Source organism: Oxobacter pfennigii (assembly GCF_001317355.1).
In the GTDB taxonomy this organism is placed as follows: Bacteria; Bacillota; Clostridia; order Clostridiales; family Oxobacteraceae; genus Oxobacter; species Oxobacter pfennigii.
On record NZ_LKET01000051.1, the window covers coordinates 22,689 to 47,700 of the forward strand.

Below are 25,012 nucleotides of genomic sequence, written 5' to 3' on the forward strand. Positions count from 1 at the left end.
TTATAACATCAGGGGTAGATTCCTTTTAGAATCTACCCCTTAAAAAACCTATACTATTTCAATTTCATCTCCCGGCTTTATCCAGCCTGGAGTTATAACCTTTGTAAATATGCCTTCCCTGGGCATTACACAGTCTCCTACAAGCTCACGAATGGCACAGCCCAAATGACATTCCTTGCCTATCTGAGTTACCTCCATGAGTGTTTCACCGATTTTAAGCCTTGTACCTATGGGAAGCTCATATAGAATTATTCCTTCAGTAGTGAGATTTTCAGCAAACTTGCCTACACAAAAGCCTTCCACTTCAATAAGCTTGGTCTTGTCAATGCTCTCCTGACCTAAAAGGCTCACCTGCCTGTGCCATTTTCCTGCATGGGCATCTCCTACAAGGCCATGGTCCACTTCAAAATAACCCTTTTCTATGGGCTCCTTTGGAACTCCCTTTTTTTCGCTTATGTTCACAGCCAAAACCTTTGCCATCTTAACCCTTCCTTTCAAATAATCCTGATTTTCCGCCGCTTTTTTTAATGAGCATAATATCAGATATTACCATTTCCTTGTCTATTGCCTTGCACATATCATAAATGGTTAATGCTGCAACACTCACCGCAGTCAGTGCCTCCATTTCAACCCCGGTTTGTCCTACATTTTTTACCGTTGCGGTTATTTCAATCCTTTGATGCTCATGACTTATATTGAATTTTATATCACATCCGGTAATCATAATAGGATGGCACATAGGTATTATATTGGGGGTGTTTTTAGCACCCATTATACCTCCCACCTGGGCTACGGATAACACATCTCCTTTTTTTATGGTACCCTCGGCTACCCTGTCTAAGGTTTCCTTTTTCATATATATGAAGCCAGCAGCTATAGCTTCTCTTAAGGTATCATCCTTGCCGGATACATCCACCATCCTTGCCCGGCCTTCTTTATTAAGGTGAGTAAATTCCATATTAGCCTCCTATCTGGTACATCATCTTTTGACTTCTGCTTATATGTTCCGTCTCCATATGATGCTCCTGGGGTTTGCTTAAAATTGCATCCCTGATTACGGAAGTTAAAAGTGCTTCATCATTAACATAGGATTTTATATCTATTTCATCCTCCGAATGAAGGCATGGTTTGATGGTTCCGGATGCTGTAAGCCTTATTTTATTGCAGCTGTTGCAGAATTTACAGCTTAATGGGCTTATAAAGCCTACAGTTCCCTTTGCATTTTCAAGTTTGAATAGTTTTGCTGTTCCGCTTAAATCCTCTAACGGTATAAGTCCGGGAAAGCTTTCTATAATTTCCTCGGAGCCCAATGCCCCTTCTTCATATAATTTGGCGCCTTCACCTATGGGCATGAGTTCAATAAATCTTACGGAAATTGGCATCTCCCTTGTAAGTCTTATAAAGTCGGCGGTTTCATCATCATTTACTCCTTTTATGGCTACGACATTAAGCTTTACAGGAAGTAACCCTAAGCTCATGCATTTTTCTATGGCTGAGAGTACCTTTTTAATATCACCGCCCCGGGTGATTTGCCTGTACTTGTCTTCCTTTAAGGTATCAAGGCTTATGTTTACCCTTTTTAAGCCTGCTTTTTTAAGGTCATCTGCCATATCATAAAGCAATATACCATTTGTGGTAATGGAAATATCCTCTATCGAAGGTATCTTTGAAGTATTATAAATGAGGTTATCTACGCCCTTTAATATCAAAGGTTCCCCGCCGGTAAACCTTACTTTTTTAATCCCCAGGCTTGCATGGGCATTGATAATCTTTAAAACTTCCTCGAATCGCAGGATTTCTTCATGACATTTTTTGGGTACACCTTCTTCCGGCATACAATATATACATCTTAAATTGCATCTGTCTGTTAAAGATACCCTTAAGTAGTCAATAATCCTTCCATGACTGTCCTGCATAAAATCAACCCCTCTCCACGTCTATAATCTTACCGGCTTCGCTATAATCATAACCGCCGAGCTCATCCAGCTTGTCAAAGAATTCCCGGCTTTTTAATACACTTAATAATTCCTTTATCATAGGCTGCTCCATATATTCTTGAGATATGGCTATATCGTATTCCTCATTGCAAACAGGTATGAAATCAAGACCCATTAATATGGCAGCTGAATATACCCCCAAACCGCAATCCGCATCGTCATTGGCTACAGCGGCAGCTACAGCTAAATGAGTAAATTCCTCTCTTTGATAGCCCGTGATATTCCTTGGCTCTATATTAAGCTTCTTAAGATTATAGTCAAGAAGAAGCCTGGTTCCCGAACCTCTTTGTCTGTTTACAAATCTTATTGACTTATCCTGCAGGGCTGTGAAATCCTTTATATTCAGAGGATTTTCTTTCCTGACCATAAAACCTTGAATTCTTTTAACACATTTTATAATGCATATATCCTTATCAGGAATATATTTTTTAATATAAGATATATTGTATTCACCCGTATCCATATCCAGAAGGTGGATGGGCGCTATATGGGTTTCTTCATTCTTAAGGGCCGTAATCCCACCCATACTGCCGACATGGGCAGAGGATAAGAAATATTTTCCGGTGTTTTTATGAAGCATATCCGACAGGGTATCTATTATAGGATCGTGGCTCCCAATACACACTATGGTGTTTTTTATATCCGATACCTTTGTCATAAGGCTTATTTTTACTTCTGTTCCAGCCTCTAGGCCTTCCACATGCTGAGGAATTTCCAAAACTCCGTCAGCCTTTACAAGGGACATTGTAGCACCGGCACCCCGGCTTAAAGGTGCAGCTACGAACTTGTCACCTATGTATCCTAATTTCATTCTTACGAATTCATGATATTTAAGGGAGGACATGACCCTTCGCGTGAGAGTTGCCATAACTGTTGACGGCATCTGTGCTTTATATGATAAATACTCGTTAATGAGTCTTTTTGCTATAATATCCATAATAAAATAGGCCGATACAGGATATCCGGGTATCCCGATTATTGGTTTATTATTTACAATCCCCATCATTACAGGTTTCCCCGGCTTTATGGCCACTCCGTGAATAATAAGGTCCCCTAAATCGCTGATTGCCGAAGAAGTATAATCTTCCCTGCCCGCCGAAGAACCTGCGTTTATTAAAACTATATCGCATTCCTTTGATGCCCGTTTTACGGCTGACTTTATTTCATCATAATCGTCTTTGACAATTTCATATCTTTTAGGAATTCCGCCCCATTCATCCACCTGGGACATGAAAACTCTGGAATTGAAATCTATAATATCCCCCACTTTTAAAGGTGCCCCCGGTTCTACAAGCTCCGTTCCCGTGGGTATGATACCTACCATGGGCTTCTTATAAACTGAAATTTCATTGACTCCGCCGGCAATCATGGCGCCTATATCAACAGGTCTTATTTTATGATTGGTTGGGACAATCAGCTGGCTTTCCACTATATCTTCCCCAATAGGCCTTATATTCTGCCAGGGAATGGCGGCATTATATATTTTAACCTTGTTTTTGCCTGTTCTTATTAAATCCTCAACCATTATGACACAATCAAATTCCTTTGGTATTGGGTCTCCCGTGTCAACGACTACATAATCCTTATTTTCAATAAGCTCTATGTGATTTCTCTCCGAGGCACCGAAGGTTTTCTCGCTTAAAGTTGCTATTCCATCCATGGCAGAGGAATTATAGTGGGGGGAAGAAATTAAAGAGTATACAGGCTGTGCAGTTACCCTGCCCAATCCATCCCAGGTATTTATTTTTTCCGTTGACTTATTAATGGTACCTAATCTTTCAAAATAGGTATCTATTGCTTCATTTAATTCATAGTTGGATAAATACACATTCTGCAAAATCCCACCGCCTTAGAATTTATAGGCATAAACAACCTGACCTTCCTTTATGCCTTCCTGGTTTTTCTCTATCCTTATATAACCCCAGGCCTTTGAAAACCCCGTCATAAGCCCCGATTTGCCAAAAACGGGCGTGGCCTTAATTTTATCTCCGTCATAATCAAGCATAACGGGTAAATATTCCTCACGGCCCTTGGCCTTATGATAGTTTATATTAAATGTACAGGTTACCGGATATTCCAAAAGTTTGTGCCCTGTAAGGCTGTTTAAATAATGGCTTACTATAACCCTGTGCATAACGGCACAGGCAAGGGGATGGCCGGGAAGGCCGAAAATGATTTTATCCCTGACCTTGCCTACTATTGTAGGTTTGCCGGGCTTGACGGAAATCCCGTGTATCAATACTCCCGGTCCTTCAAAGGAGTTTATGACATTTACAGTCTCATCCTTTTTTCCTACCGAACTGCCGCCGGATATTATCACAGCATCACATTCACTCAGCGCCTTCTCCACAGTATTTTTAAGAAGGCTGAATTCATCCTTTATAAGCCCATAAACAACCGGTTCTCCGCTATCCTCCATAATCAGTGAATACAGAAGATGGGTATTTATATCCCTGACCTGCCCGGGCTTCGGAATGCCATCAGCTTTTACTATCTCATCTCCGGTAGAAATTATTGCCACCTTTGGCTTTCTGGAGACTTTGATATTTAAAAAGCCAAGGCTTGATAAAACTCCAACTTCATAGGGTCTTAATCTGGTCCCCTTTTTTATTGCCACTTCACCTGTTTTAATATCTTCACCAGCATCAATTATATTTTCGCCGGGTGCCGCCGGATTACTTATAAGCAATGTGCTCTCATCAAGCCTTTCAGTATATTCCATCATTACAACGCTATTTGCGCCATAAGGCAGCATGCCCCCCGTAGGAACATAAACGCAGTCCCCCGGAAATTCTATTCTCTCAACAGGTACCTGCCCCATTAAAACTTCACCTTTTAAATTCATCATGGAAGGAATGGATTCACTTGCTCCAAATACATCCTTTGAAAAAACTGCATATCCGTCTACGGCAGACCTCTTGAATGCCGGCACATCCTCTTTAGAGATTACATCCTCATATAATATCCTTCCCGTACATTCATCAAGGTTAACAATTTCATATCCTATTTTTATATTAAAATTATCATCTATTATCATTCTCGCATCTGAAACTGTTACTACATTGAAAAACTCCATATCAAATCCTCCTACCTGGCGCACTCGCCTCCGGTACCTATCAGTATTTCAATACCATGAGGGAGGGCAGGCATTATGACCTCCAGATTTTCAATTGCAGCTTTAGGGCTTCCCGGAAGATTGACTATTAACGTCTTATTTCTTATCCCTGCAATGGCTCTTGATAACATAGCTTTAGGTGTAATCTCCAATGACTTAAGCCTCATGGCTTCGCCTATTCCAGGTACATATTTTTGTATGACCATCTGTGTGGCTTCAGGCGTTACGTCTCTTTGTGAAAATCCTGTCCCTCCATTTGTAAATACCAAATCCACCTTTAATTCATCACAAAGATATTTTAATTCATCCACAATCATTTCAAGCTCATCGGGAATAATTTTATAATACTCTATTACAAAGCCATTATTTTCTATGGCGCTTCTTATTGACGGGCCTGTCACATCTATCCTTTCGCCTTTTGAGCCTTTATCACTCATGGTTAAAATAGCTGTTTTAATCATACTATCCCTCCATCATTTTCCCTATATATTCAAAATAAGCTTTATCAATCTATGGTCAGGATTATTCAAAACCTTTGTTTTATCTCCTGCCTCTATGACCTTCCCCCTGTCCATAAATACTACTTTGCTTGCTATTCTTTTAGCTTGATTAAGGTCATGGGTAACCATGATCACCAAACGTCCTTTTTCAGCCATATCCGCAATAAGTTTTTCAGCCGTCAGAGTGCTTTCAATATCCATACTGGCGGTAGGTTCATCCAATAGGGTGACTTCCGTTTCTAAAACAGCTGTCCTTAAAAGTGCTACTTTGGCACTTTCACCCCCCGATAACCTCTTCCCGTTTTTATCCAGCAAATCCTCGATATTAAAATATGAGAAGTACTTATCTACTGTATCATCAATCTGTTTCCGGCTGAATTTCCTGTATTTAAGCCCGCTTTTAATATTATCCATAACGGATAAATTAAAAAGATAGGGTTTTTGCATCATTATAGAAATGTTGTTCTTTACATCCTCCATATTCCGGGTAGTATTATAATATATCGAGCCTCCGCTTAACCTGTTAACGCCGGAAATACATTCTAAAAGAGTGCTTTTCCCGCTGCCGTTAAGTCCCAGCAATGCATATATATTTCCCTCTTCAAATTTCAGGTCTTCAACATCCATTACCCTTCTTTTGCCATATTCCTTATAAGCATTCTCTACATATATATCCATTATTATTCTCCTTCCCGGAACTTAAACAGTATGGAATTCACCATAAAAGATATTCCAAGAAGTACAATACCTATAAATATAGCCTCATTAAAATTTCCTTTTCCCGTTTCCAATGCTATATAGGTTGTCATGACTCTGGTAAATCCCTTAATGTTACCTCCAACCATCATAACTGCGCCCACCTCGGATACCGCTCTTCCAAATCCAGATGTAATAATGGATAAAAGCTGAATCCTGCATTCCTTCATGATGGTTAAAAATGTATCAAATTTTCCCGCACCAAGAGAAATACATGTTTTTTCAACTTCCCTGCCTGCCTTGGATATTGTTGATACAGTCAGCGAAAAAATTATAGGCAATACCAGAAGAGTCTGGGCAATTATCATAGCAGTTGGCGTAAATAAAAGGCTAAGGCTGCCTAAAGGTCCTCTTCTGGATAACAGCATATATACTATAAGTCCCATGAGAACCGGCGGAAGGCTCATCAGAGTATTTGCAATCCTTAATATGGCTTTTTTACATTTGAATTCATTTAAGGCTGTCGGTATTCCCAAAGCAAGTCCTGCAAGAGAAGCAATAAATGTAGATGTTAAAGATACAAACATGGACATAAGGATTACGGAATATAGGTCACTGTAATTAATAAAAAAATCTCTGATAAAATCACTCATTAAAATCACCTGTATAAGTAAAAAGCTTTGTCATAAAAAATCTCCTTTCATACTTCCTATGAGGGGAGATTCCAAAAAGCCTTCTCCAGTAACGCTTTATAAGAAAATAATTAATTTTTAAAATGAGTTTTATATATTTATATAATATACCACGCTGTTTCTTATGTAAATACTCTAATTGTCTTATTTATCACAAGCATTCCACAAAGGATTTTATCCTTTTTAAGCCTTCAATTATATTTTCCTCGGATGTGGCATAGGAAACCCTGACGTAACCTTCTCCTGCCTCTCCGAATCCCGAGCCGGGAACGACGACAACTCCTTTGTTCTTTAAAAGGGTTACAGCAAATTCCTCGGAGCTAAGATGGGTTTCCTTTATATTCATAAAGGCATAAAAAGCTCCTTTAGGTTTGATACAGGATAATCTGTCAATACTGTTAATCCCCTCAACTACCAGCTTTCTTCTTTCAGTATATTTGGAAAGCATGTAATGAAGATAATCCTGGGGGCCTTCCAAGGCTTCTATTGCAGCATACTGTGATGGCGTATTGACGCAGGACACCACATTTTCCTGAAGCTTTGTCATGTATTGAATTATTTGACTGGCCCCTGCCGCATATCCAATCCTCCAGCCTGTCATGGCATAGGTTTTTGAAAAGCTGTCAATTATCACTGTCCTTTCCTTCATTCCAGGGAAAGCTGCTATGCTCATGAATTTGGCATCGTCGTAAACAAGATGCTGATATACTTCATCGGAAATTACGATGAGGTCATTTTCTATGGCTATTTTTGCAATTTCTTTTAATACCTCTTCATCTGCCACCCCGCCCGTCGGATTGGAGGGTGAATTTATAAGAAGGGCTTTGGTATTTTTATTTATTGCATTTTTAATATTATCAGGATTATACACGAATCCGTCTTCTTCATATACCTTTACGAACTTTGGTATAGCCCCGCACATGATTATTTGGGAAGGATGGTTTGACCAGAATGGGTCGGTCACAATTACTTCATCACCGGGGTCAAGTATGGTCATCATGCAAAGCATTAATGCTTCCATTCCTCCGGCAGTTATAATAACATCATCAGGTTTTACATTCACATTGTTTTTATTTCTTAGCTTATTAGCAATAGCTTGTCTTAAAGGCAATATTCCTGCATTTGTTGTATAATGTGTCTGACCGTCCATTAAAGCTTTGTTTGAAGCCTCAATTATATTTGCTGCTGTTGTAAAATCCGGTTCTCCTATGGCAAAGCTCACCACATTTTCCATAGTATTTGCCATATTGTACATATTTCTGATGGAAGAAGATTTGAGATTAAGGGCTATTCTTGATATGTAATTCATATAATACCTCCATAGTTTTTAAGTATTAGGCATATAGCTTGTCCTAAAAACAAGCATACAAAAATTTGACCCAATATGTCTGTTACTAAAATATAACATTTGTTCATTATTGAGTCAATCTCATTGCTTTTTATAAAAGAAATTTACTATTGTATTATGGCAAGAGTATCGCCAGCATTGACTGATGAGCCTTTTGACACTTTAATCTCTGCAATTTTTCCAGCCGTAGGCGCCATTATTTCATTTTCCATCTTCATAGCTTCAAGTATAAAAATTACCTGACCCTTGCTTACCAGATCTCCGGAATTTACGTTAACAGACAAAATGGTCCCTGGCATGGGGCTTTTTATAGACTGTCCGGCTTTATCCGTCACCTGGGCCGGCGGTGCCGCGGTAACTGCCGGAGCAGCTTTGTCTTCCATCTTTGGAATCTCAATGATGTTTGCTGCTATTTCCGAAGACAAAGCCGCTTGAGGATGTATAGCTTCACGAATACTGTTCATACTCCCGCTTACTTCCTCTACTTCCACTTCATAAGCCTTACCGTTTACTTTTATATTAAACTTCCTCATAAAAATCCTCTTTTCATCGTAATCTTGATACCTGCTCCTGCCTTGCCGACACTATCCAGGCTGACGGTATAGGCTGAACCTGTCTTATGGATTTTACCACTATGCTTGAAGCAGGTTCCCCTAAAACTGCAGCTATTGCCGATGTTATAACAGCAGCCAGTTCATCCTCCTTTGTATTGCCAAGTGCAGGTTTATTTGTATCCTTTTCTTCATTTTTTTTCTCACTTGCTCCATAATCGAAGCTTTTAAAAAAATACTTTTGCATACGTATCAAAGAGCTCAGTAATATTAAGACCACAGAAACTATTGTCATGGAAATTAATATTATACTTACTAAAAACTCCAGCTTTTCAAGCATATTAATGCTCCTTTTTTACACGGGAAAATTCCCATGCTTTTTAGGAAGACCTGCTTCTCTTTTATTCTGCAGCATTTCAAAGGCTGCTGCCAGCCTTTGCCTTGATTCTGAAGGTGTAATTATATCATCTACATAGCCTTTCTCTGCAGCAATATATGGAGATGCAAATTCATCGCTGTATTCTTTAATCTTTTCCTGCCTTGCTGCCTCCCAGTCAGAAGATTCCTCGATCTCTTCCTTAAATATTATATTTGCCGCCGCCTCAGGTGCCATAACAGCGATTTTAACACCGGGCCATGCATATACAATATCCGCCCCCAGCTCTTTGCTGCCCATGGCAATGTATGCTCCTCCGTACGCCTTTCCCACTATGAGAGTGACCTTGGGCACTGTTGCTTGTGAATAAGCATAAAGCATTTTTGCACCATGCCTTATAATTCCTCCCTGCTCTTGTTTTACACCTGGAAGAAATCCATGTGCATCCACAAAAGTTAAAACAGGGATATTGAAAGCATCGCATATCCTTATAAATCGCGCGGACTTATCCGAGGCATCTATATCTATACATCCTCCCATTTTAGCCGGCTGATTTCCAACAATACCTATGGTTTTTCCGTTTATCCTGCCATAACCTGTTATTATGTTAAAAGCAAAATAAGGCTGCACTTCTAAAAATTTTTCTTCATCGACTATTCTCTTTATTATGTCTCTCATATCATAAGCCTCGGTGATATCATTCGGCATAAATCTATCAAATTCAGGTACCATCCTGTTTAAATCATCATTATTCTTAATTAAAGGCGGGCTTTCCAAATTATTTGAAGGCAGATAACCTAAAAGCTCTTTTACCTTATCCAAACATTCCTTTTCATTTTGAGATATGAAATGAGCTGCCCCTGAAATACTGTTGTGAACCTGTGCCCCGCCTAAGTTCTCTATGGATATTTCTTCACCTGTAACAGCTTTTATAATTTGGGGTCCCGTTAAAAACATATGGCTTATACCATTCACCATGAATGTAAAATCCGTCAATGCCGGAGAGTATGCAGCACATCCGGCGCAAGGGCCCAGGATTATGGATATCTGAGGCACTACACCTGAAAGCCTGGTGTTTTTAAAAAATATTTCACCGTAACCTGCCAATGCGTCTATTCCTTCCTGTATTCTTGCACCGTTAGAATCAATAATGCCTATGACCGGTGCACCCATCTTTGCCGCCATATCCATTATCTTGCATATTTTTTGGGCATGCATTTCACCAAGGGAGCCTTCTAAAACGGTAAAATCCTGGGAATATATGAAACTAAGGCGGCCCTCAATGGTTCCATAGCCTGTTATTACACCTTCTGCGGCTGCCTTTGCCACGCCATAGCTTTTAAGCTTTACTAAAGAATCAACCTCAATAAAGCTGTCCTTGTCAAAAAGGTATTCTATCCTTTCCCGGGCTGAGAGCTTGCCCCTTCCATGCTGCTTATCTAGTTCAGTCTGTCCACCGCCCTCCTGAATTTTTTCTTTCACTGCTGCCAATTCTTCAACTTTACTCATACCCATCCTCCCCATTTTATTTTTCCTCCTGTGCTGTAATTTATTAGTGCACAAATAAAAAATAAGGATAAATAACAATTGCTTTATTTACCCTTATTAATTCATTAATATATTTGATTTTTAATATACCAGTTTCTTGTTATCAACAACCACTCTGCCATTTTTAATCACACTATCCACATGATTTATGCCAAAATGATAAATAAAATAATTGAGATTTGGCGCATCAAAAATTACTATGTCTGCTTTCTTCCCCGGTGCTATGCTTCCTATGGTATCCTGTTTTCCAATAGCACAGGCTGCATTTATGGTCATGGCTGTTATAATTTCTTTTGGAGTTAATTTCATCCCGAAGCAGGCAAAGGTCATAACCGTCTGCAGGGATTCCGTCGGACAGGTTCCCGGATTGTAATCCGTTGCCAGTGCTATGGGCAAGTTTAATTCCATCATCCTTTTAGCATCTGCATATTTATTAAGCATGAGATAAAAGGAAGTTGCCGGTAAAAGCACAGGCATAACTCCTTTACGCTGCATGGCAATCATGCCCTTTTCCGAAGTTGCCAAAAGGTGCTCTGCTGATACTGCGTTAAGCTCTGCGGCAAGCTCAGTCCCTCCCATGGGTTCTATTTCGTCTCCGTGAATTTTAATTTTCAATCCATAGTTCTTGCCGCAATTTAGTATCCTTCTAGATTCTTCTATTGAAAATACCCCTTCCTCACAAAAACAATCGATAAATTCCGCCAATCCTTGCTGGGCTATATAGGGTATTACCTTATCAATCATAAGCTCTATGTATTTTTCTCTTGTATCCCTGTATTCCAAAGGCACTGCATGGGCTCCCATGTAGGTGGGAACAAGAGTCAGTGGATGATCACCTTTTAACTCTCTAATGAGCTCCAAGCATTTTACCTCATCTTCAAAATTAAGACCGTAGCCGGATTTTGATTCACAGGTTGTGGTGCCGTGAAGAAGCATTTTATCCATACTTTTCTTAACCTTTTTTTTGAGCTCCTCTTTGCTCATTGCCCTGGTAGCTTTAACGGTGCTTAATATGCCTCCGCCTTTTTTAAGTATATCAATGTAAGGTACTCCCATAAGCTTCATTTCGAGCTCATGCTCTCTTGAGCCCCCGTGTATAAGGTGGGTGTGGGGGTCGATAAGGCCCGGTGTCACGGTTTTGTCTTTGGCGTCTATGATCTTTGTGTTATCACTAACCTTTACATCCCCTTGTCCTAAGTCTTTTATATAATCATCTTCAATTAGTATCCATCCATTTTCAATTATCTCAACCTCGGACATTTCGCTGCCGCACCTTGGAGCATTACCCGAAAGTGTTACAAGCTCATTTATATTCTTTATTACAATACTCAATCAAGCACCCCCTAACCTATAGTTTCTTTAGCTGCTGACTTTATTTTTTCAAGGAGCAAATCTCCTTCTTTTATAAGTCCTTGTGCTTGTGCCCTCATTTCATTTGCGTATTCCGTGTCCTTTATGCTGTTTAAATTTATTTTTATATTATACACAGCCCCATTTAATGCCGCATATCCCATAAATCCTGAGACAGCCGCATCACTGGCGGCGTTTTTATTCCCTGCTTTCAGCATATCCAAAGCCACATTCATCACATCTATGCATAAAAGGGCGGTCTCATATGGAAGCTCGGCAGCTTCCTTCATTGCTTCCTGTATAGCCTCCGACCTTTTATTTTTTTCATCCTCCGTTGCCTTTGGCATCTTAAAAGCATCCATAACCCTGTTAAAGGCCTGAGTGTCCTTATCCACCCCCTCCTTTAACTCTCTAATCAAATCCTTGCATATTCTTATGGTCCCTTTTGCCTTGTTCTTTGTGCCTTCGTCCATTTCCTTTCCCATGGACAGTTCCGCCACCATTGAGGAAAGGGACGCGCCCAAGGCACCGGCTAGGGCAGAAGCACTTCCGCCTCCCGGGGCGGGGGAATTTGACGCAGTTTCGTCTATGAACTCACTTAAGGTCATGTTTATTAACATTTAACCACTCCTAATTTTCTATTCTTTTCTCAAGTATCTGATCTATGTTGAAATTCTCAAGCTGAAGGTAATATTCGGCGCAATCCAATAATGCCTTCATAGGGGCTAATCCAACAAGCTCGCTGCCCAATACAGGAACTCCGTATCTTTGAGCCTCCATTTTCACCATTTCAAAAGCCCTGTATATGGACGTTTTTTCGTAATTTACTATGTTCATAGACACCTGGACAATATTCCTCTCCTGAAGCTTTACTCCCATGGCCTTTACATATCTTAATCCGCCGCCTATATACCTTATTGCCTTTGCTATTTTATCTGCAATTGATATATCATTGGTTCCTAAATTTATATTGTATGCGATAAGTGGGACTCTTACTCCCACCGCCGTGGCGCCGGATTTTACATTCATAATTTGAGGGCCGAAATCCGGCTTCCATTCTCCTTTTTTTATCTTTTCAAAAAATCCTTCATACTGTCCCTTCCTTACATCGGCAAGATTCTGCCTGTCAGGCTTTGTTGCTGCATCCTCATATAAATATACGGGGATATTAAGTTCTTCTCCTATTCTTTTTCCAACTTCTTTTGCAATTTCAACGCATTCATCAACAGTTACCTCCGATACGGGTATGAAAGGAACTACATCCGTTGCTCCCATCCTGGGATGTCCACCCTGGTGTATGGACATATCGATAAGCTCCGAGGCCTTTTTAGCCAGATTGAAGGCGGCAGCCTTCACATCGTCAGGACCTCCTACAAAAGTGACCACCGTCCTGTTATGGTCATAATCCCAGGAGTAATCAAGAAGCTTTACCCCTTTGGCCTTCCTTACTTCATCAACGATGGCCTCGATAACTTCCTTATTTCTTCCTTCACTGAAATTGGGTACACACTCAATAATTTTTGCCATTGTAAATCCACCCCATTAAAATATTTCCTGCACCAAATCCTCTACCAAGCCTTCCCTTGGTATAAAAGGAAGGGTTATATTATCGGTATCCTTGTTATTTTTATTGTACTCCAGGCTTGTTGTTATAGAATTTTCATTTCGTGCCCATGCTCTTCTTGCCACGCCTCCCATTACATCCCATACAACAGCTGATTTTATTATTTCATCTACCCTTGTGCTTCCGTCAAGGACCAATCCGAAACCTCCGTTTATGGCTTTTCCTATACCTACTCCCCCGCCGTTATGAAGGGCTATAAGGCTCATGCCCCTTGCACCATTTCCTGCAAAGCACTGTACAGCCATGTCTGCCATTACATTGCTCCCGTCCTTAATATTGGCAGTTTCCCTGAAGGGCGAATCGGTGCCGCTGACATCGTGATGATCTCTCCCAAGCATAACAGGGCCTATTTCTCCCTTTCTCACCATTTCGTTGAATTTCAAGGCTATCTTCATCCTGCCTTCTGCATCCTGATAAAGGATCCTGGCCTGGGTTCCCACCACCAGCTTGTTCTTTTCAGCGTCTCTTATCCATATATAATTATCCCTGTCCTGTCCTCTCCTGCCCGCATCAATGCAATCCATGGCTGCCTTATCCGTACTTATCAGGTCTTCGTGCTTCCCGCTTAAGCACACCCATCTGAAAGGCCCGTATCCGAAATCGAAAAGCTCCGGACCCATTATATCCTCAACATATGATGGGAAGATAAATCCGTCCCTTTCATCAACTCCGTTTTTTGCAATTTCCTTAACTCCGGCATCATATACCGCCTTCATGAAGCTGTTGCCATAATCAAAAAAGTATGTGCCCCTGTCGACAAGAATCTTTATAAACTCGTAATGATTCTTTAAGGATTCATCTGCACACTCTTTGAATTTTTTCCTGTCGCTTTTTAAAAGCTTTGTCCTGTCTTCAAAGGATAAACCCTGGGGGCAGTATCCTCCTTCATAAACTGCATGGCAGGAGGTCTGATCGGATAAAAGCTCTATATGTATGTTTTTATTTACTGCATATTCTAAAAGGTCCACTATATTTCCATGATAGGCAATTGAAATGGCTTCTTTTTTCTTCATATATTCAAAGGCCAGCTTAAATGCTTCATCTAAATCATCCGTTATCTTGGTTACCCACCCCTGGTCAAACCTCGTCTTTATTCTGGAATAATCAACCTCTGCAATTATGCCTACACCCTTTGCAATTTCTATGGCTTTTGGCTGGGCGCCGCTCATTCCGCCCAACCCCGAGGTTACAAACAAATGCCCCCTTAAATCCTCGTCGGGAGCTATTCCCAATTTCTTTCTCCCTGCATTGAGTATAGTATTAAAGGTTCCATGGACTATTCCCTGGGGACCTATATACATCCAGCCCCCTGCCGTCATCTGCCCGTAATTTGCAACACCCATCTGTTCTGCAATATGCCAGGATTCAAAATTATCAAACATCCCCACCATCATGGCATTTGTAATTATAACCCTGGGAGCCTCGGGTTTTGACCTGAATAGTCCCAATGGATGTCCTGATTCAACTACAAGGGTTTGGTGATCCGTCATTATCTCAAGGTATTTTTTTATAAGATTGTATTGCATCCAGTTCTGACATACCTGTCCTGTTTCGCCGTATGTAACAAGCTCATAGGGATATAGGGCCACATCAAAATCAAGGTTGTTGTCCATCATAACCTGAAAGGCTTTCCCTTCTATACAGTTTCCCTTATACTCATCAATAGGCTTTCCGTAAATTCTTCCCTCCGGACGGAATCTATAGCCATATATCCGGCCTCTGGTTTTCAGCTCTTCTAAAAACTCAGGGGCTATTTTTTCATGAAGTTCTTCTGGTATGTACCGCAGTGCGTTCTTTAGAGCTGTTACAGTTTGCCCCTTATTAAGGGTAAATCCCCTGTCCGGCGCCCTTCTTATTCCCTCTGCAAGTTTTGGCATAGGGGGCAGTAAACTATCAAGCTTAACTGACATAGCCTTTGAGATATCTATGTTGTTCATCATAATAAAATCCTCCCTGAAATAGTATTGTGATTACACACTGCCGCAAAATTTGATTATGGTATTAGCCAATACCTTTGAGGTATCCACCACTGAAGCAAAATCAACGTACTCTGTAGCCGCATGAAGGCCTTCTCCTGAAGGACCGAATATTACCGCTGGTATACTTGCTTTATCAAGTATTGAGGAATCCAGCCAGCCGCTCATCCCCATTATTCCCGGCTCTTTTTTATATATGTCACCAGCAACCTCCATAAGGACTTTTACCACCGGCTCCTCCAGTGATACCTCAAGGGGAGGCCTGTGAAAGAATATTTCATATTTGCATTTAAAATCCGTATCTCCTGAAGCTATTTTATCAAGGATATTTTTAATCTCCTCATTTACCGTTTCATAGCTCTCACCGGGTATTGTCCTTCTCTCTATCTCAATTGTACAATAATAGGGATAAGTGCTAAGTTCGGTGCCTCCTTTTATAATGGAGCAATGCACTGACGGCGTCCCTAAAAGTTTATGCTTTTTACTGTTTAAAAGGCTTTCACTGAGCTTATCTATTTCACTTAAAATCTTTCCGGCTTTAAGGATTGCATCTACTCCATATTGAGGAATGCTCCCATGTGCGGCTTTTCCGAAGATTTCAATCTTAATCCATGCAAAGCCTTTATGGGCAACACATACCTTTAAATCCGTAGGCTCGCAAACAACAGCCCCATCTGCTTTATATTCTTTAACTATTTCCTCGGTGCCTATGCTTTCATACTCCTCATCGGCTACAAAGGTAAAATAAACATCTCCTTTAAGTTTAATATTACCGTTAATTAAGGCTTTGGCTGCTCCTATCATTGAGGCCAAGCCGCCTTTCATGTCTATTGACCCTCTGCCGTACACCTTCCCGTCCTTATACACAGGATTAAGAGGCTCTATATCCATTCCTTCTATGCTTACGGTATCTGTATGACCGTTTAACATAAGGCTTTTACCTCCGCCGCTGCCTTTAAGTATACCTATGACATTGACCCGTCCTTTATTTATCTCCTGATATTTTACGTCAAGTCCTATACTTTTAAGATAGTTCCCTATATACTCTGCGATTTTAGCTTCTCCGGCACCTCCCGGGCATAAAGATGGATTGACGGATTCAATACTTATCATGTCTTTTAATACCTGTAACAATTCTTTTTCATCAATAGAAATATTATACATAGCTCTCTCCTTTGCTTTTATGTTTATTTAAAACCTCAGCCGGGCCATAATATATTCATCTTCATACTTTCCATTTCTTATTATGGCGCATTTTTTACAACCTTCAATTTCAAAACCAAACTTTTTATAAAGATTTATGGCCTTCTCATTGTCAGTAAAAACACTGAGCTCAAGGCGGTTCAGCATTAACCAGTTATCCGCAAGGCCTATTACTTTTTCAAAAAGGGCTTTGCCTATGCCCTTTCCCTGATAATTTGTATGAACCATTATGCCTATACCGGCGGAATGCCTCATCCTGGGAGAACCGTTTACATGGAGGCCTATCATACCGACTACTTTTTTATTTTGGCCTTCATCTATTTCCGCCACAAGGGAATGCTCATTTTGTGAAAGATTTTCTAAAAAACTGCGTGTGCTTGTTACCCTCTCGGTAAATAAGGCCAATATATTTTCCCTGACGCCATCCATTGTCCTCATCTCGTTTATAAATAGCTCGTCCTCAATTCTTACAGGGCGGATATTTATTTTAAAGTTTCTGTCCATAACCTATTACCCCCTTTAATATAAGCATTTTATTTCCATTCACCGTATTCCATATATACTTTGGTCTTATTGGAAATCTCACGTCCGAAAAGTTTTTCAACTACATGAAGTGATAAATCTATACCGGCGGATATGCCCCCGGAAGTCATAATCCTGCCATTATCAATAAATCTTGCATTTTCTATGATTATAGCTTTTGGAGCAATACTCCTTAAATCCTCAAAGACCTCATGATGGGTTGTTGATTGTATATCATCCAAAAGCCCTATCTTTCCTAATAGCCTGGCTCCTGAGCAAACAGACATTGTTAATAGAGAGCATTCATAGGCTTTCTTTATCCAGTCAAGGACATGGGGCTTTTCCAATAAAGCCCTGCTTCCGTTTCCTCCCGGAATCACAAGTATATCAATAGGAGGGTGATTTTCGAAATTATAATCAGGTACAACCTTTAATCCGTTTATGGTTCTAACCTGTTTCCCGTCATGGGTTATGGTAAATACGTTTAAAAGTGCATAACCCTTTAATTCATTTGCTACAGAAAAAACTTCATAAGGTCCGGCAAAATCCAAAAGCTCCATATCATCAAAGAGAAATATACCGACGTTACGCATAAAATAACCCCCTAAAATCTTAGTATTTATATACTGGTAGCTCTTATTAAACAGTTTGAAAACTTATGGGCATCTTCTTTACTGCCGCCTGATGAATAATACTCTATTTTACCGTTGCCTCCACCCATAATATTATTTTCCTCCAGCACGTCTATGAGGCGCTTTACTGTGCCATGAGATCCGTCGATGATCTTTGTGGCCTGTGAAAATACCTTTTCAAAACTGTCTTTAAATAAAGGAAAATGGGTGCATCCTAAAACTACGGTGCTGTATTGGGATATATCGAATATAGATAACTTCTCCCTCAAATAAGGTATGATAGCACCTTCACTGAATTCAAGGTTTTCTGCAAAAGTTACAAGTTCAGGCAGAGCCAGATAATCCACTATATTATTTTTATCCACCTGAGTTATAAGGTGATGAAATTTCTCCTCTTTTAAAGTGAGAGGAGTTGCAAAAACCATCACCCTTTTTCCGCCCCCGTTTTGTATTGCCGGCTTTACTGCCGGCTCCATTCCAATGATAGGAAAGTCATACTTCTGTCTTAATTCTTTAATGGCAACGCTTGTTGCCGTATTGCATGCTACAATGAGGGCTTTAATACCTTTATTTCTTAAGAAATCAACGGCATCCATTATATATTCCTTTAATTCTTCCTTGGACTTTTCACCATAGGGTACATGCAATGTGTCGGCAAAATATATATAATCCTCTTGAGGAAGCATAAGCAATGCCTCTCTTAAGACAGTAACTCCGCCATGTCCTGAATCAAAAACTCCTATCTTCATCTTTCGCCATCTCCTTCGCCAGCTCATAGTCATTCTGGGTATCTATATCAAAACCAGCTTTTCTTGAATTTATATGAATTTCCCTTACCATAGTTTCATTCATCTTTATAACTTCTCTGCCTCCGATATCACCTTTCAAATTCACGAATTCATCCTTTAAGCAGTTTGGAAACAGTACAGGATTTCCTCTTTCACCATCATATAGGGGTATAATTATCTTATCCGCGTTAATTGTATGTTCATCTAAGATTTTATTTATAATGTCTCTGTTTACAAAGGGCTGATCTCCTAAAAGAAACATGTATGAACTGTTTTCCTGTGAATTTTTTACGCCGCAAATTACCGACTGGCTCTGTCCATTTCTATAATTTTCATTATATATTCCCGCAACACCTAATCTTTTGCATAATATTTCAAACTCATTTTGCGGTTCACCATATATAATCAATATATTTTTAAGCTTTGAAGCTTTTGCATTTTTAATTATTTCTTCTAAAATAGTATGTCCTTTGAAGGGCAGTAAAAGCTTTTGCCTCCCCATCCTTTTTCCCATACCCGCTGAAAGTACAATACCAGTTACCATATTATCTCCTCAATACTTTCCTGACTTCCCCGTAATTGCCGCATATGACAATACTATTAATAACCAAATTTTTGTCCAGTATCTTATTTCCTATATTTATTCCTATGTTTACAAGAGAGGGTGTATCTGCCTTATTTAAAACCGTTATGTTTTTAAATCCCTTCCTGCTGGCTCTGAATAGTCCCTCACTGTGAGTAAACACACTTACATAAATATCCTCATCTATCAATTCTTCCATCTTTCTTTCAGCTATATCACAAATTATCTTCGGCCTGTGCACATTATCATCATTTAAAGGTTTATTTAGACAGTCTAAGCCTGCTACAGCTATATATATGCTGGTACATTCAGGCACTACCGGTTCATGGATTGCAAAGGCTTTAAAGGGTTTTTTCTTGGAACCGTCACATTCTGAAAGTATATATGTAAAATGCCCGGAATTATTCAACCTATCTATAAAATCACAGGATACTCCCTTCAATTTCCCCTCATTATTAATTTCTTTTCCTGCCATAATAGGAAATATACTTTCAGGAAGGGACTTTAATAATAAGAAAAGCCTGTCATAACTGCCATCAGCTATCACGCTTTTTTCTGCATACATATAAGTAGTAGTTGTAATAACCGTCCTTGCTTTTTCACTTTTCAACTCTTCAGCAAGAAGCTTGATAAGAGAAGTCTTCCCTCCAGCTCCCACAAATGACACCACTTCTTTCTCCTTTATATCAAAAGCTTCTTTTATATCCATCTTTTTTAAAAAATACAATCCTTAAATTGCATCCTTTCTTATAAATTTTCGATATATTAAATTTGCTGAAATTGTATTGAAAAAACTCTGATATTTTAGTGCGTCATTACAGCAAAGTGCCATATGTACCAAGGTTTCTCCTTATTATATTTTATCATCATTCCACATATATTAACTATAAATTTTGCAGTAAATATTAAATGCCCCTGCAATTTTACATAAATTTTATCATTAATCAGCCCTATTGGCTTCACTTAGTTGATATATACCCTTTATTAGGTTATAATTTGTGTATGTCAAAAATTTAACGATTCATCGGAGGAAATTATCATGACAACTGCAATTTATGCCGGCTCCTTTGACCCCTTTACGATCGGACATCTTAGCGTTATAAGGGAAGCCACAAACATTTTCGATAAAACAATTGTTGCCCTGGCTGAAAACTCGTTTAAAAACCGAAGAATTGATTCCTCATTGATGTTTAATGCAATGAACCAGGTGATAAAAGGATGCCGATTCGATAACCAGGTTATTGTAAGACGATTTCAGGGTTTGATTGCAGATTTGGCAATAGAAGAGGGTACAGCTTATCTTATCAGGGGCATAAGAAATGGAATGGATTACGAGTATGAAGAAAGTATAGCCAAAGTCAATGAGTCCTTAGGCTTAAAGACTATTTATATAAGAGCGGGGTATTTGAGCCATGTAAGCTCCTCCATGGTAATGGAGCTTTATAAATATGGCCGTGATATATCTGCCTACGTTCCCCTTCCTGTTTTGCAGGCAATAAAAGACAGCAACAGCATTAAACTTCGCACCTTTCAAGTCCTATGATAAATAAAATTAAAGGAGTGAAAATATAAGCTTAAGCTCATACTTTCACTCCTTCTTTATGCCATATTAAATACTTCTTCGAATTCATCGGCTTCCAGCTTTTCTCTTTCAAGCAAAGCCTCGGCAACTCTGTGAAGCCTGTTGATATTTTCTTTTAATAAAGTCTCTGCCTTATGATAAGCATCTTCGATTATTACCCTTATTTCCTTATCGATTTGTGCAGCTACTTCTTCGCTGTAATTTCTGCTTCTTGTAAAATCGCGGCCTAAGAATACCTCGTCATGGGCACTTCCAAAGGTCATAGGACCTAATCTGTCGCTCATGCCAAACTCGGTAACCATCTTTCTGGCTAAGCCGGTGGCTCTGTCAATATCGTTTGTGGCACCTGTGCTTATATCATCCAAAACCAGCTTTTCGGCTGCACGGCCTCCAAGCAAGCCTACGATTTCATCGGTAATTTCCAACTTTGAAGCATAATGCTTATCTTCCTGGGGAAGGGATAATGTGTATCCTCCTGCTCTCCCCCTCGGTATTATGCTCACCTGATGTACAGGATCGGCATTTGGAAGAAGCTTCATTACAACAGCATGGCCTGCCTCATGGAAGGCAGTCAGCTTTCTTTCTTTCTCGCTCATTACCCTGCTCTTCTTTTCAGGGCCGGCTAATACCCTTGTTATGGACTCCTCCAGCTCTTGCATGCCAATACTCTTTTTACCCCTTCTTACAGATAATAAGGCGGCTTCATTCATCAGATTTTCCAGGTCTGCTCCTGTAAAACCCGGAGTACGTTTTGCAAGGGTGGATAAATTAACTTCTTCAGCCAATGGCTTTCCTTTTGAATGGACTTTCAATATTTCTTCACGGCCTTTTATATCGGGAACTCCTACCAGTATCTGCCTGTCAAACCTTCCGGGACGAAGTAGCGCCGGATCAAGTATATCGGGCCTGTTGGTGGCAGCAATTATTATTACGCCTTCATTGACTCCAAAACCATCCATTTCAACTAAGAGCTGGTTCAGTGTCTGTTCTCTTTCATCATGTCCTCCGCCAAGGCCGGCTCCTCTTTGCCTTCCTACGGCATCAATTTCATCTATGAATACTATGCTGGGTGAATTCTTTTTTGCCTGCTCAAATAAATCTCTGACCCTTGATGCACCAACACCGACAAACATTTCAACAAAGTCGGAGCCGCTTATGCTGAAAAACGGAACTCCTGCTTCGCCTGCAACAGCTTTGGCCAAAAGGGTTTTACCTGTTCCGGGAGGTCCTACCAAAAGAACTCCCTTTGGTATTCTGGCACCCAACTCTATATATCTTCTGGGCTGCTTTAAGAAATCAACGATTTCTTCCAATTCACCTTTTTCTTCATCTGCACCGGCTACGTCATCAAAGGTAACCCTCTTCTTGTCACTGGTCACCATTCTGGCTCTGCTTTTTCCGAAAGACATCACTCCCCGTCCTCCGTTTCCTCCCTGAGATTGCTGAAGGAATATAAACCAGAATGCAACTATAAGTACCACCAGAATGGCTGTAGGCAGCATAGAAACCCAGAAAGGCAGCGGCTGGGTCGGGAATTCCGCAACCTTAAGTGCGCTATCGGGTATATTGTATTGGGCTTTGATTTCCTGAACTTCTTTATAAAAATCCCTGCCATCCAGCACAAGAACATTAAATTCTTCTCCGGATTTCAGAGTACCTGTAACCTTGGTTTCATATATATCAAGCTTTTCTACCTGATTTTGCTTAACATAAGCAATTACTTCGCCTTTTGTCATTTCTGATTGTGGTTTATTATTGCCGCCTAACACATTCGCGGCAAGAAATACTATTAATATTATTAAAATCCATAAACTGGCGCTTCTAAACATTTTCCTCATGTCTAGCCCCCTTTCCAATTGCAGTTTGTTTTACACCTAATTCTAGCATAACAGTAATTCAATTACAATAATACTTAAGGCGTTTGATATACTTCCCTTTTGAGTATTCCTATATAGGGAAGATTCCTGTATTTTTCCGCATAATCAAGGCCATATCCCACCACAAAGGCGTCAGGAATGGTAAAGCCCCTATAATTAATATCCAGCGCCACCTTTCTCCTGTCAGGTTTGTCAAGAAGACAGCATACCTTTATGCTTGCAGGCTTTCTTGACATAAGGTTTTCAATCAAATACTTCAAGGTATACCCTGTGTCTATTATATCTTCTACAATTATGATATCTTTATTTTTAATATTTGAGTCAAGATCCTTTAAAATTCTTACAATACCCGAAGATTGAGTGGATGCACCATAGCTTGAAACCGCCATAAAATCAATGGTGCAGGGTACTGATATCTCCTTTATTAAATCTGCCATAAAGGGCACCGAACCTTTAAGTACACCGATTAACATGGGTTCCTTACCCGCGTATTCCTTCGTGATTTGTTCTCCTAATTCCTTTACCCTCTCCTGTATCTGTTCCTTGGATAATAGTATTTCCTGTACATCGCGTATCATTTTATCTCCCCCTACATTGCTTAAACTCAAGTCTTAATACATTTTCAGTCTTTTTTGTTATTTTATAATTTTCACTTACTCTGTATCCTACCACCCAGATTATCTCTTTTCCCCAGGCTACGACAGGTATTCTGTCCCTTATATCTCTCGGAATCTTTTGGTCTATGAAGAATTCCTTAAGCTTTTTTGTTCCCTTCATGCCTGCCGGTGTAATGAAATCCCCCTCTTCCCGGGTGCGCAGAACCAAATTTTCTTTTATTTTATCATAATCAAAATATTTTAAATAGTCCTTCTCATTATGCAAGGAGAGTTTATATTCCTCAGTCTGAGCTTCCATTATATCCCCGGTTTCATCTATACGTGTTAATCCCGGAATGTTGATCTCATAGCGGAACTTTATATTAGTTTCTCCTGTATATTTTATAATATTTAAAAGTTTATAGCTTATGATGCCTTTAATTCCGCCGGGAAGTTCTACGGCCGCCCCTGTCATCCCATTATGTATAATCGAAAGCAGAAGTTCAATATGCTTGCTTTCTATGGCATTGAGATTTCCTTTTACATTTTCAATTGCCTTTCTTATGATCCTTTTTTTAACTGAAGAATGCTGTTCTTTAAGGCTGTCTATATTTATAGATACCTTTCCCTCATTTTGAGTGCATATTTCATTATATATATTTTTGACATGCTCTTCTAAAAACTCACTGTCCTCTCTTAAAAGCTCTGCCATGGAGCTTATGAGGGACTCTATATTGCTGCTGTAGTTTTCTCTTATATATGGTATTAACTGAAGCCTCAGCTTATTCCGAAGATATAGGGGTTCTAAATTTGTACTGTCAGTTCTTGGATTTATGTCATGCTCCCGGCAATATTTTTCTATGTCCTCTCTTAAAGTAAACAAAAGAGGCCTTATAAATATTCCATCCCTTACGGGCTTGATTCCTCCTAAACCATCTAATCCCGTACCTCTCATAATCCTCATAAATACAGTTTCAGCCTGATCATTCATATTATGAGCCAATGCAATTTTTGAAGCTTTTATTTCCTTTGCCACATCATCAAATAGCTTGTATCTGGCTACCCTGCCTGCTTCTTCAAGAGAAATACCCTGTTTTTTTGCCATTAATTCAACATCCTCAAAGCCTATACTAAGAGGTATGGAGCGCTTGCGGCAAAATTCCTTCACATACTCGCAATCTTGGTCGGCTTCTTCGCCTCTTAACATATGGTTTAAGTGGGCGCCATGAATATATAAATTATATTTATCCTTTAATGTATACAATATATGAAGGAGGGCCATGGAATCCGGACCTCCCGATACAGCCGCAACTATCCTGTCGCCTTTATTTAGCATATTATATTTTTCAATTGTTTTAAGAACGCCTTTAAGCATATGAATACCATGCCTTTTACAAAATATAACCCTTAATCTAAAAATATAATATATTTTAATGACCGACTTGTAAACATGTTC

Annotated in this window: 26 protein-coding genes; 1 reads left to right on the top strand and 25 read right to left on the bottom strand. The window is 39.7% G+C overall.

Features of this window, described 5'->3' with window-relative positions:
- Window positions 1-48: 48 nt before the first annotated feature.
- The 22 genes from OXPF_RS17310 to yqeC form a co-directional block, all read right to left on the bottom strand.
- On the bottom strand, window positions 49-480 hold the full coding sequence (locus OXPF_RS17310) for an MOSC domain-containing protein (protein WP_054876487.1): 432 nt from the start codon (window positions 478-480) through the stop codon (window positions 49-51).
- 1 nt (window position 481) lies between these two features.
- Window positions 482-958 carry a cyclic pyranopterin monophosphate synthase MoaC gene (gene moaC / locus OXPF_RS17315; protein WP_054876488.1) on the bottom strand — a complete coding sequence of 159 codons (477 nt, stop codon included), beginning with the start codon at window positions 956-958 and terminating at the stop codon, window positions 482-484.
- 1 nt (window position 959) lies between these two features.
- Window positions 960-1,916, bottom strand: a complete 957-nt coding sequence (gene moaA / locus OXPF_RS17320) for a GTP 3',8-cyclase MoaA (protein WP_054876489.1) — start codon at window positions 1,914-1,916, stop codon at window positions 960-962.
- Between the two features lie 4 nt (window positions 1,917-1,920).
- Complete coding sequence (locus tag OXPF_RS17325; RefSeq protein ID WP_054876490.1) at window positions 1,921-3,837, bottom strand: molybdopterin biosynthesis protein; 1,917 nt, start codon at window positions 3,835-3,837, stop codon at window positions 1,921-1,923.
- 9 nt (window positions 3,838-3,846) lie between these two features.
- Window positions 3,847-5,073: a molybdopterin molybdotransferase MoeA gene (locus OXPF_RS17330; RefSeq protein ID WP_054876491.1), complete on the bottom strand. Its 1,227-nt coding sequence runs from the start codon at window positions 5,071-5,073 to the stop codon at window positions 3,847-3,849.
- Between the two features lie 11 nt (window positions 5,074-5,084).
- A complete protein-coding gene (locus tag OXPF_RS17335) occupies window positions 5,085-5,573 on the bottom strand; it encodes a MogA/MoaB family molybdenum cofactor biosynthesis protein (RefSeq protein ID WP_054876492.1) in 489 nt (162 codons plus the stop codon).
- 21 nt (window positions 5,574-5,594) lie between these two features.
- Window positions 5,595-6,290: an ATP-binding cassette domain-containing protein gene (locus OXPF_RS17340; protein ID WP_054876493.1), complete on the bottom strand. Its 696-nt coding sequence runs from the start codon at window positions 6,288-6,290 to the stop codon at window positions 5,595-5,597.
- A gap of 2 nt (window positions 6,291-6,292) precedes the next feature.
- Complete coding sequence (locus tag OXPF_RS17345; protein ID WP_054876494.1) at window positions 6,293-6,961, bottom strand: ABC transporter permease; 669 nt, start codon at window positions 6,959-6,961, stop codon at window positions 6,293-6,295.
- A 190-nt stretch (window positions 6,962-7,151) separates the two neighbouring features.
- A complete protein-coding gene (locus tag OXPF_RS17350) occupies window positions 7,152-8,309 on the bottom strand; it encodes a pyridoxal phosphate-dependent aminotransferase (RefSeq protein WP_054876495.1) in 1,158 nt (385 codons plus the stop codon).
- Window positions 8,310-8,455: 146 nt separating this feature from the next.
- Window positions 8,456-8,881 (bottom strand): biotin/lipoyl-containing protein, encoded by a 426-nt coding sequence (locus OXPF_RS17355; protein ID WP_054876496.1) that lies wholly within the window; start codon window positions 8,879-8,881, stop codon window positions 8,456-8,458.
- Between the two features lie 13 nt (window positions 8,882-8,894).
- Window positions 8,895-9,239, bottom strand: coding sequence for an OadG family protein (locus tag OXPF_RS17360; RefSeq protein WP_054876497.1), 345 nt, complete (start codon window positions 9,237-9,239; stop codon window positions 8,895-8,897).
- Between the two features lie 15 nt (window positions 9,240-9,254).
- A complete protein-coding gene (locus OXPF_RS17365; RefSeq protein WP_054876701.1) occupies window positions 9,255-10,790 on the bottom strand; it encodes a carboxyl transferase domain-containing protein in 1,536 nt (511 codons plus the stop codon).
- 114 nt (window positions 10,791-10,904) lie between these two features.
- Window positions 10,905-12,155, bottom strand: a complete 1,251-nt coding sequence (hutI, locus tag OXPF_RS17370) for an imidazolonepropionase (RefSeq protein ID WP_341442846.1) — start codon at window positions 12,153-12,155, stop codon at window positions 10,905-10,907.
- 11 nt (window positions 12,156-12,166) lie between these two features.
- On the bottom strand, window positions 12,167-12,793 hold the full coding sequence (locus tag OXPF_RS17375; protein WP_054876498.1) for a cyclodeaminase/cyclohydrolase family protein: 627 nt from the start codon (window positions 12,791-12,793) through the stop codon (window positions 12,167-12,169).
- Window positions 12,794-12,803: 10 nt separating this feature from the next.
- On the bottom strand, window positions 12,804-13,700 hold the full coding sequence (gene ftcD, locus OXPF_RS17380; RefSeq protein ID WP_054876499.1) for a glutamate formimidoyltransferase: 897 nt from the start codon (window positions 13,698-13,700) through the stop codon (window positions 12,804-12,806).
- Window positions 13,701-13,715: 15 nt separating this feature from the next.
- Complete coding sequence (locus OXPF_RS17385) at window positions 13,716-15,737, bottom strand: urocanate hydratase (RefSeq protein ID WP_054876500.1); 2,022 nt, start codon at window positions 15,735-15,737, stop codon at window positions 13,716-13,718.
- Window positions 15,738-15,767: 30 nt separating this feature from the next.
- The gene (locus OXPF_RS17390) at window positions 15,768-16,937 is read right to left on the bottom strand and encodes an ArgE/DapE family deacylase (protein ID WP_054876501.1); all 1,170 of its coding nucleotides are present in this window, start codon (window positions 16,935-16,937) and stop codon (window positions 15,768-15,770) included.
- A 27-nt stretch (window positions 16,938-16,964) separates the two neighbouring features.
- A complete protein-coding gene (locus OXPF_RS17395; RefSeq protein WP_054876502.1) occupies window positions 16,965-17,480 on the bottom strand; it encodes a GNAT family N-acetyltransferase in 516 nt (171 codons plus the stop codon).
- 29 nt (window positions 17,481-17,509) lie between these two features.
- Window positions 17,510-18,091, bottom strand: a complete 582-nt coding sequence (locus OXPF_RS17400) for a DJ-1/PfpI family protein (RefSeq protein WP_054876503.1) — start codon at window positions 18,089-18,091, stop codon at window positions 17,510-17,512.
- 26 nt (window positions 18,092-18,117) lie between these two features.
- The gene (murI, locus tag OXPF_RS17405; protein ID WP_054876504.1) at window positions 18,118-18,879 is read right to left on the bottom strand and encodes a glutamate racemase; all 762 of its coding nucleotides are present in this window, start codon (window positions 18,877-18,879) and stop codon (window positions 18,118-18,120) included.
- A complete protein-coding gene (mocA, locus tag OXPF_RS17410; protein ID WP_054876505.1) occupies window positions 18,860-19,462 on the bottom strand; it encodes a molybdenum cofactor cytidylyltransferase in 603 nt (200 codons plus the stop codon). Before mocA ends, murI begins: the two co-directional genes overlap by 20 nt.
- A 1-nt stretch (window position 19,463) precedes the next feature.
- Complete coding sequence (gene yqeC / locus OXPF_RS17415; RefSeq protein ID WP_160317258.1) at window positions 19,464-20,210, bottom strand: selenium cofactor biosynthesis protein YqeC; 747 nt, start codon at window positions 20,208-20,210, stop codon at window positions 19,464-19,466.
- A gap of 330 nt (window positions 20,211-20,540) precedes the next feature.
- Between yqeC and coaD the strand changes: the two genes are divergently transcribed.
- The gene (coaD, locus tag OXPF_RS17420; RefSeq protein ID WP_054876507.1) at window positions 20,541-21,044 is read left to right on the top strand and encodes a pantetheine-phosphate adenylyltransferase; all 504 of its coding nucleotides are present in this window, start codon (window positions 20,541-20,543) and stop codon (window positions 21,042-21,044) included.
- A gap of 56 nt (window positions 21,045-21,100) precedes the next feature.
- On the opposite strand, the gene ftsH is transcribed toward coaD, so the two are convergent.
- From ftsH to tilS, 3 genes are all read right to left on the bottom strand, one after another.
- Window positions 21,101-22,921 (bottom strand): ATP-dependent zinc metalloprotease FtsH, encoded by a 1,821-nt coding sequence (gene ftsH, locus OXPF_RS17425; protein WP_054876508.1) that lies wholly within the window; start codon window positions 22,919-22,921, stop codon window positions 21,101-21,103.
- A gap of 74 nt (window positions 22,922-22,995) precedes the next feature.
- The gene (gene hpt, locus OXPF_RS17430; RefSeq protein ID WP_054876509.1) at window positions 22,996-23,538 is read right to left on the bottom strand and encodes a hypoxanthine phosphoribosyltransferase; all 543 of its coding nucleotides are present in this window, start codon (window positions 23,536-23,538) and stop codon (window positions 22,996-22,998) included.
- A gap of 1 nt (window position 23,539) precedes the next feature.
- The gene (gene tilS, locus OXPF_RS17435; RefSeq protein ID WP_054876510.1) at window positions 23,540-24,931 is read right to left on the bottom strand and encodes a tRNA lysidine(34) synthetase TilS; all 1,392 of its coding nucleotides are present in this window, start codon (window positions 24,929-24,931) and stop codon (window positions 23,540-23,542) included.
- Window positions 24,932-25,012 lie beyond the last annotated feature (81 nt).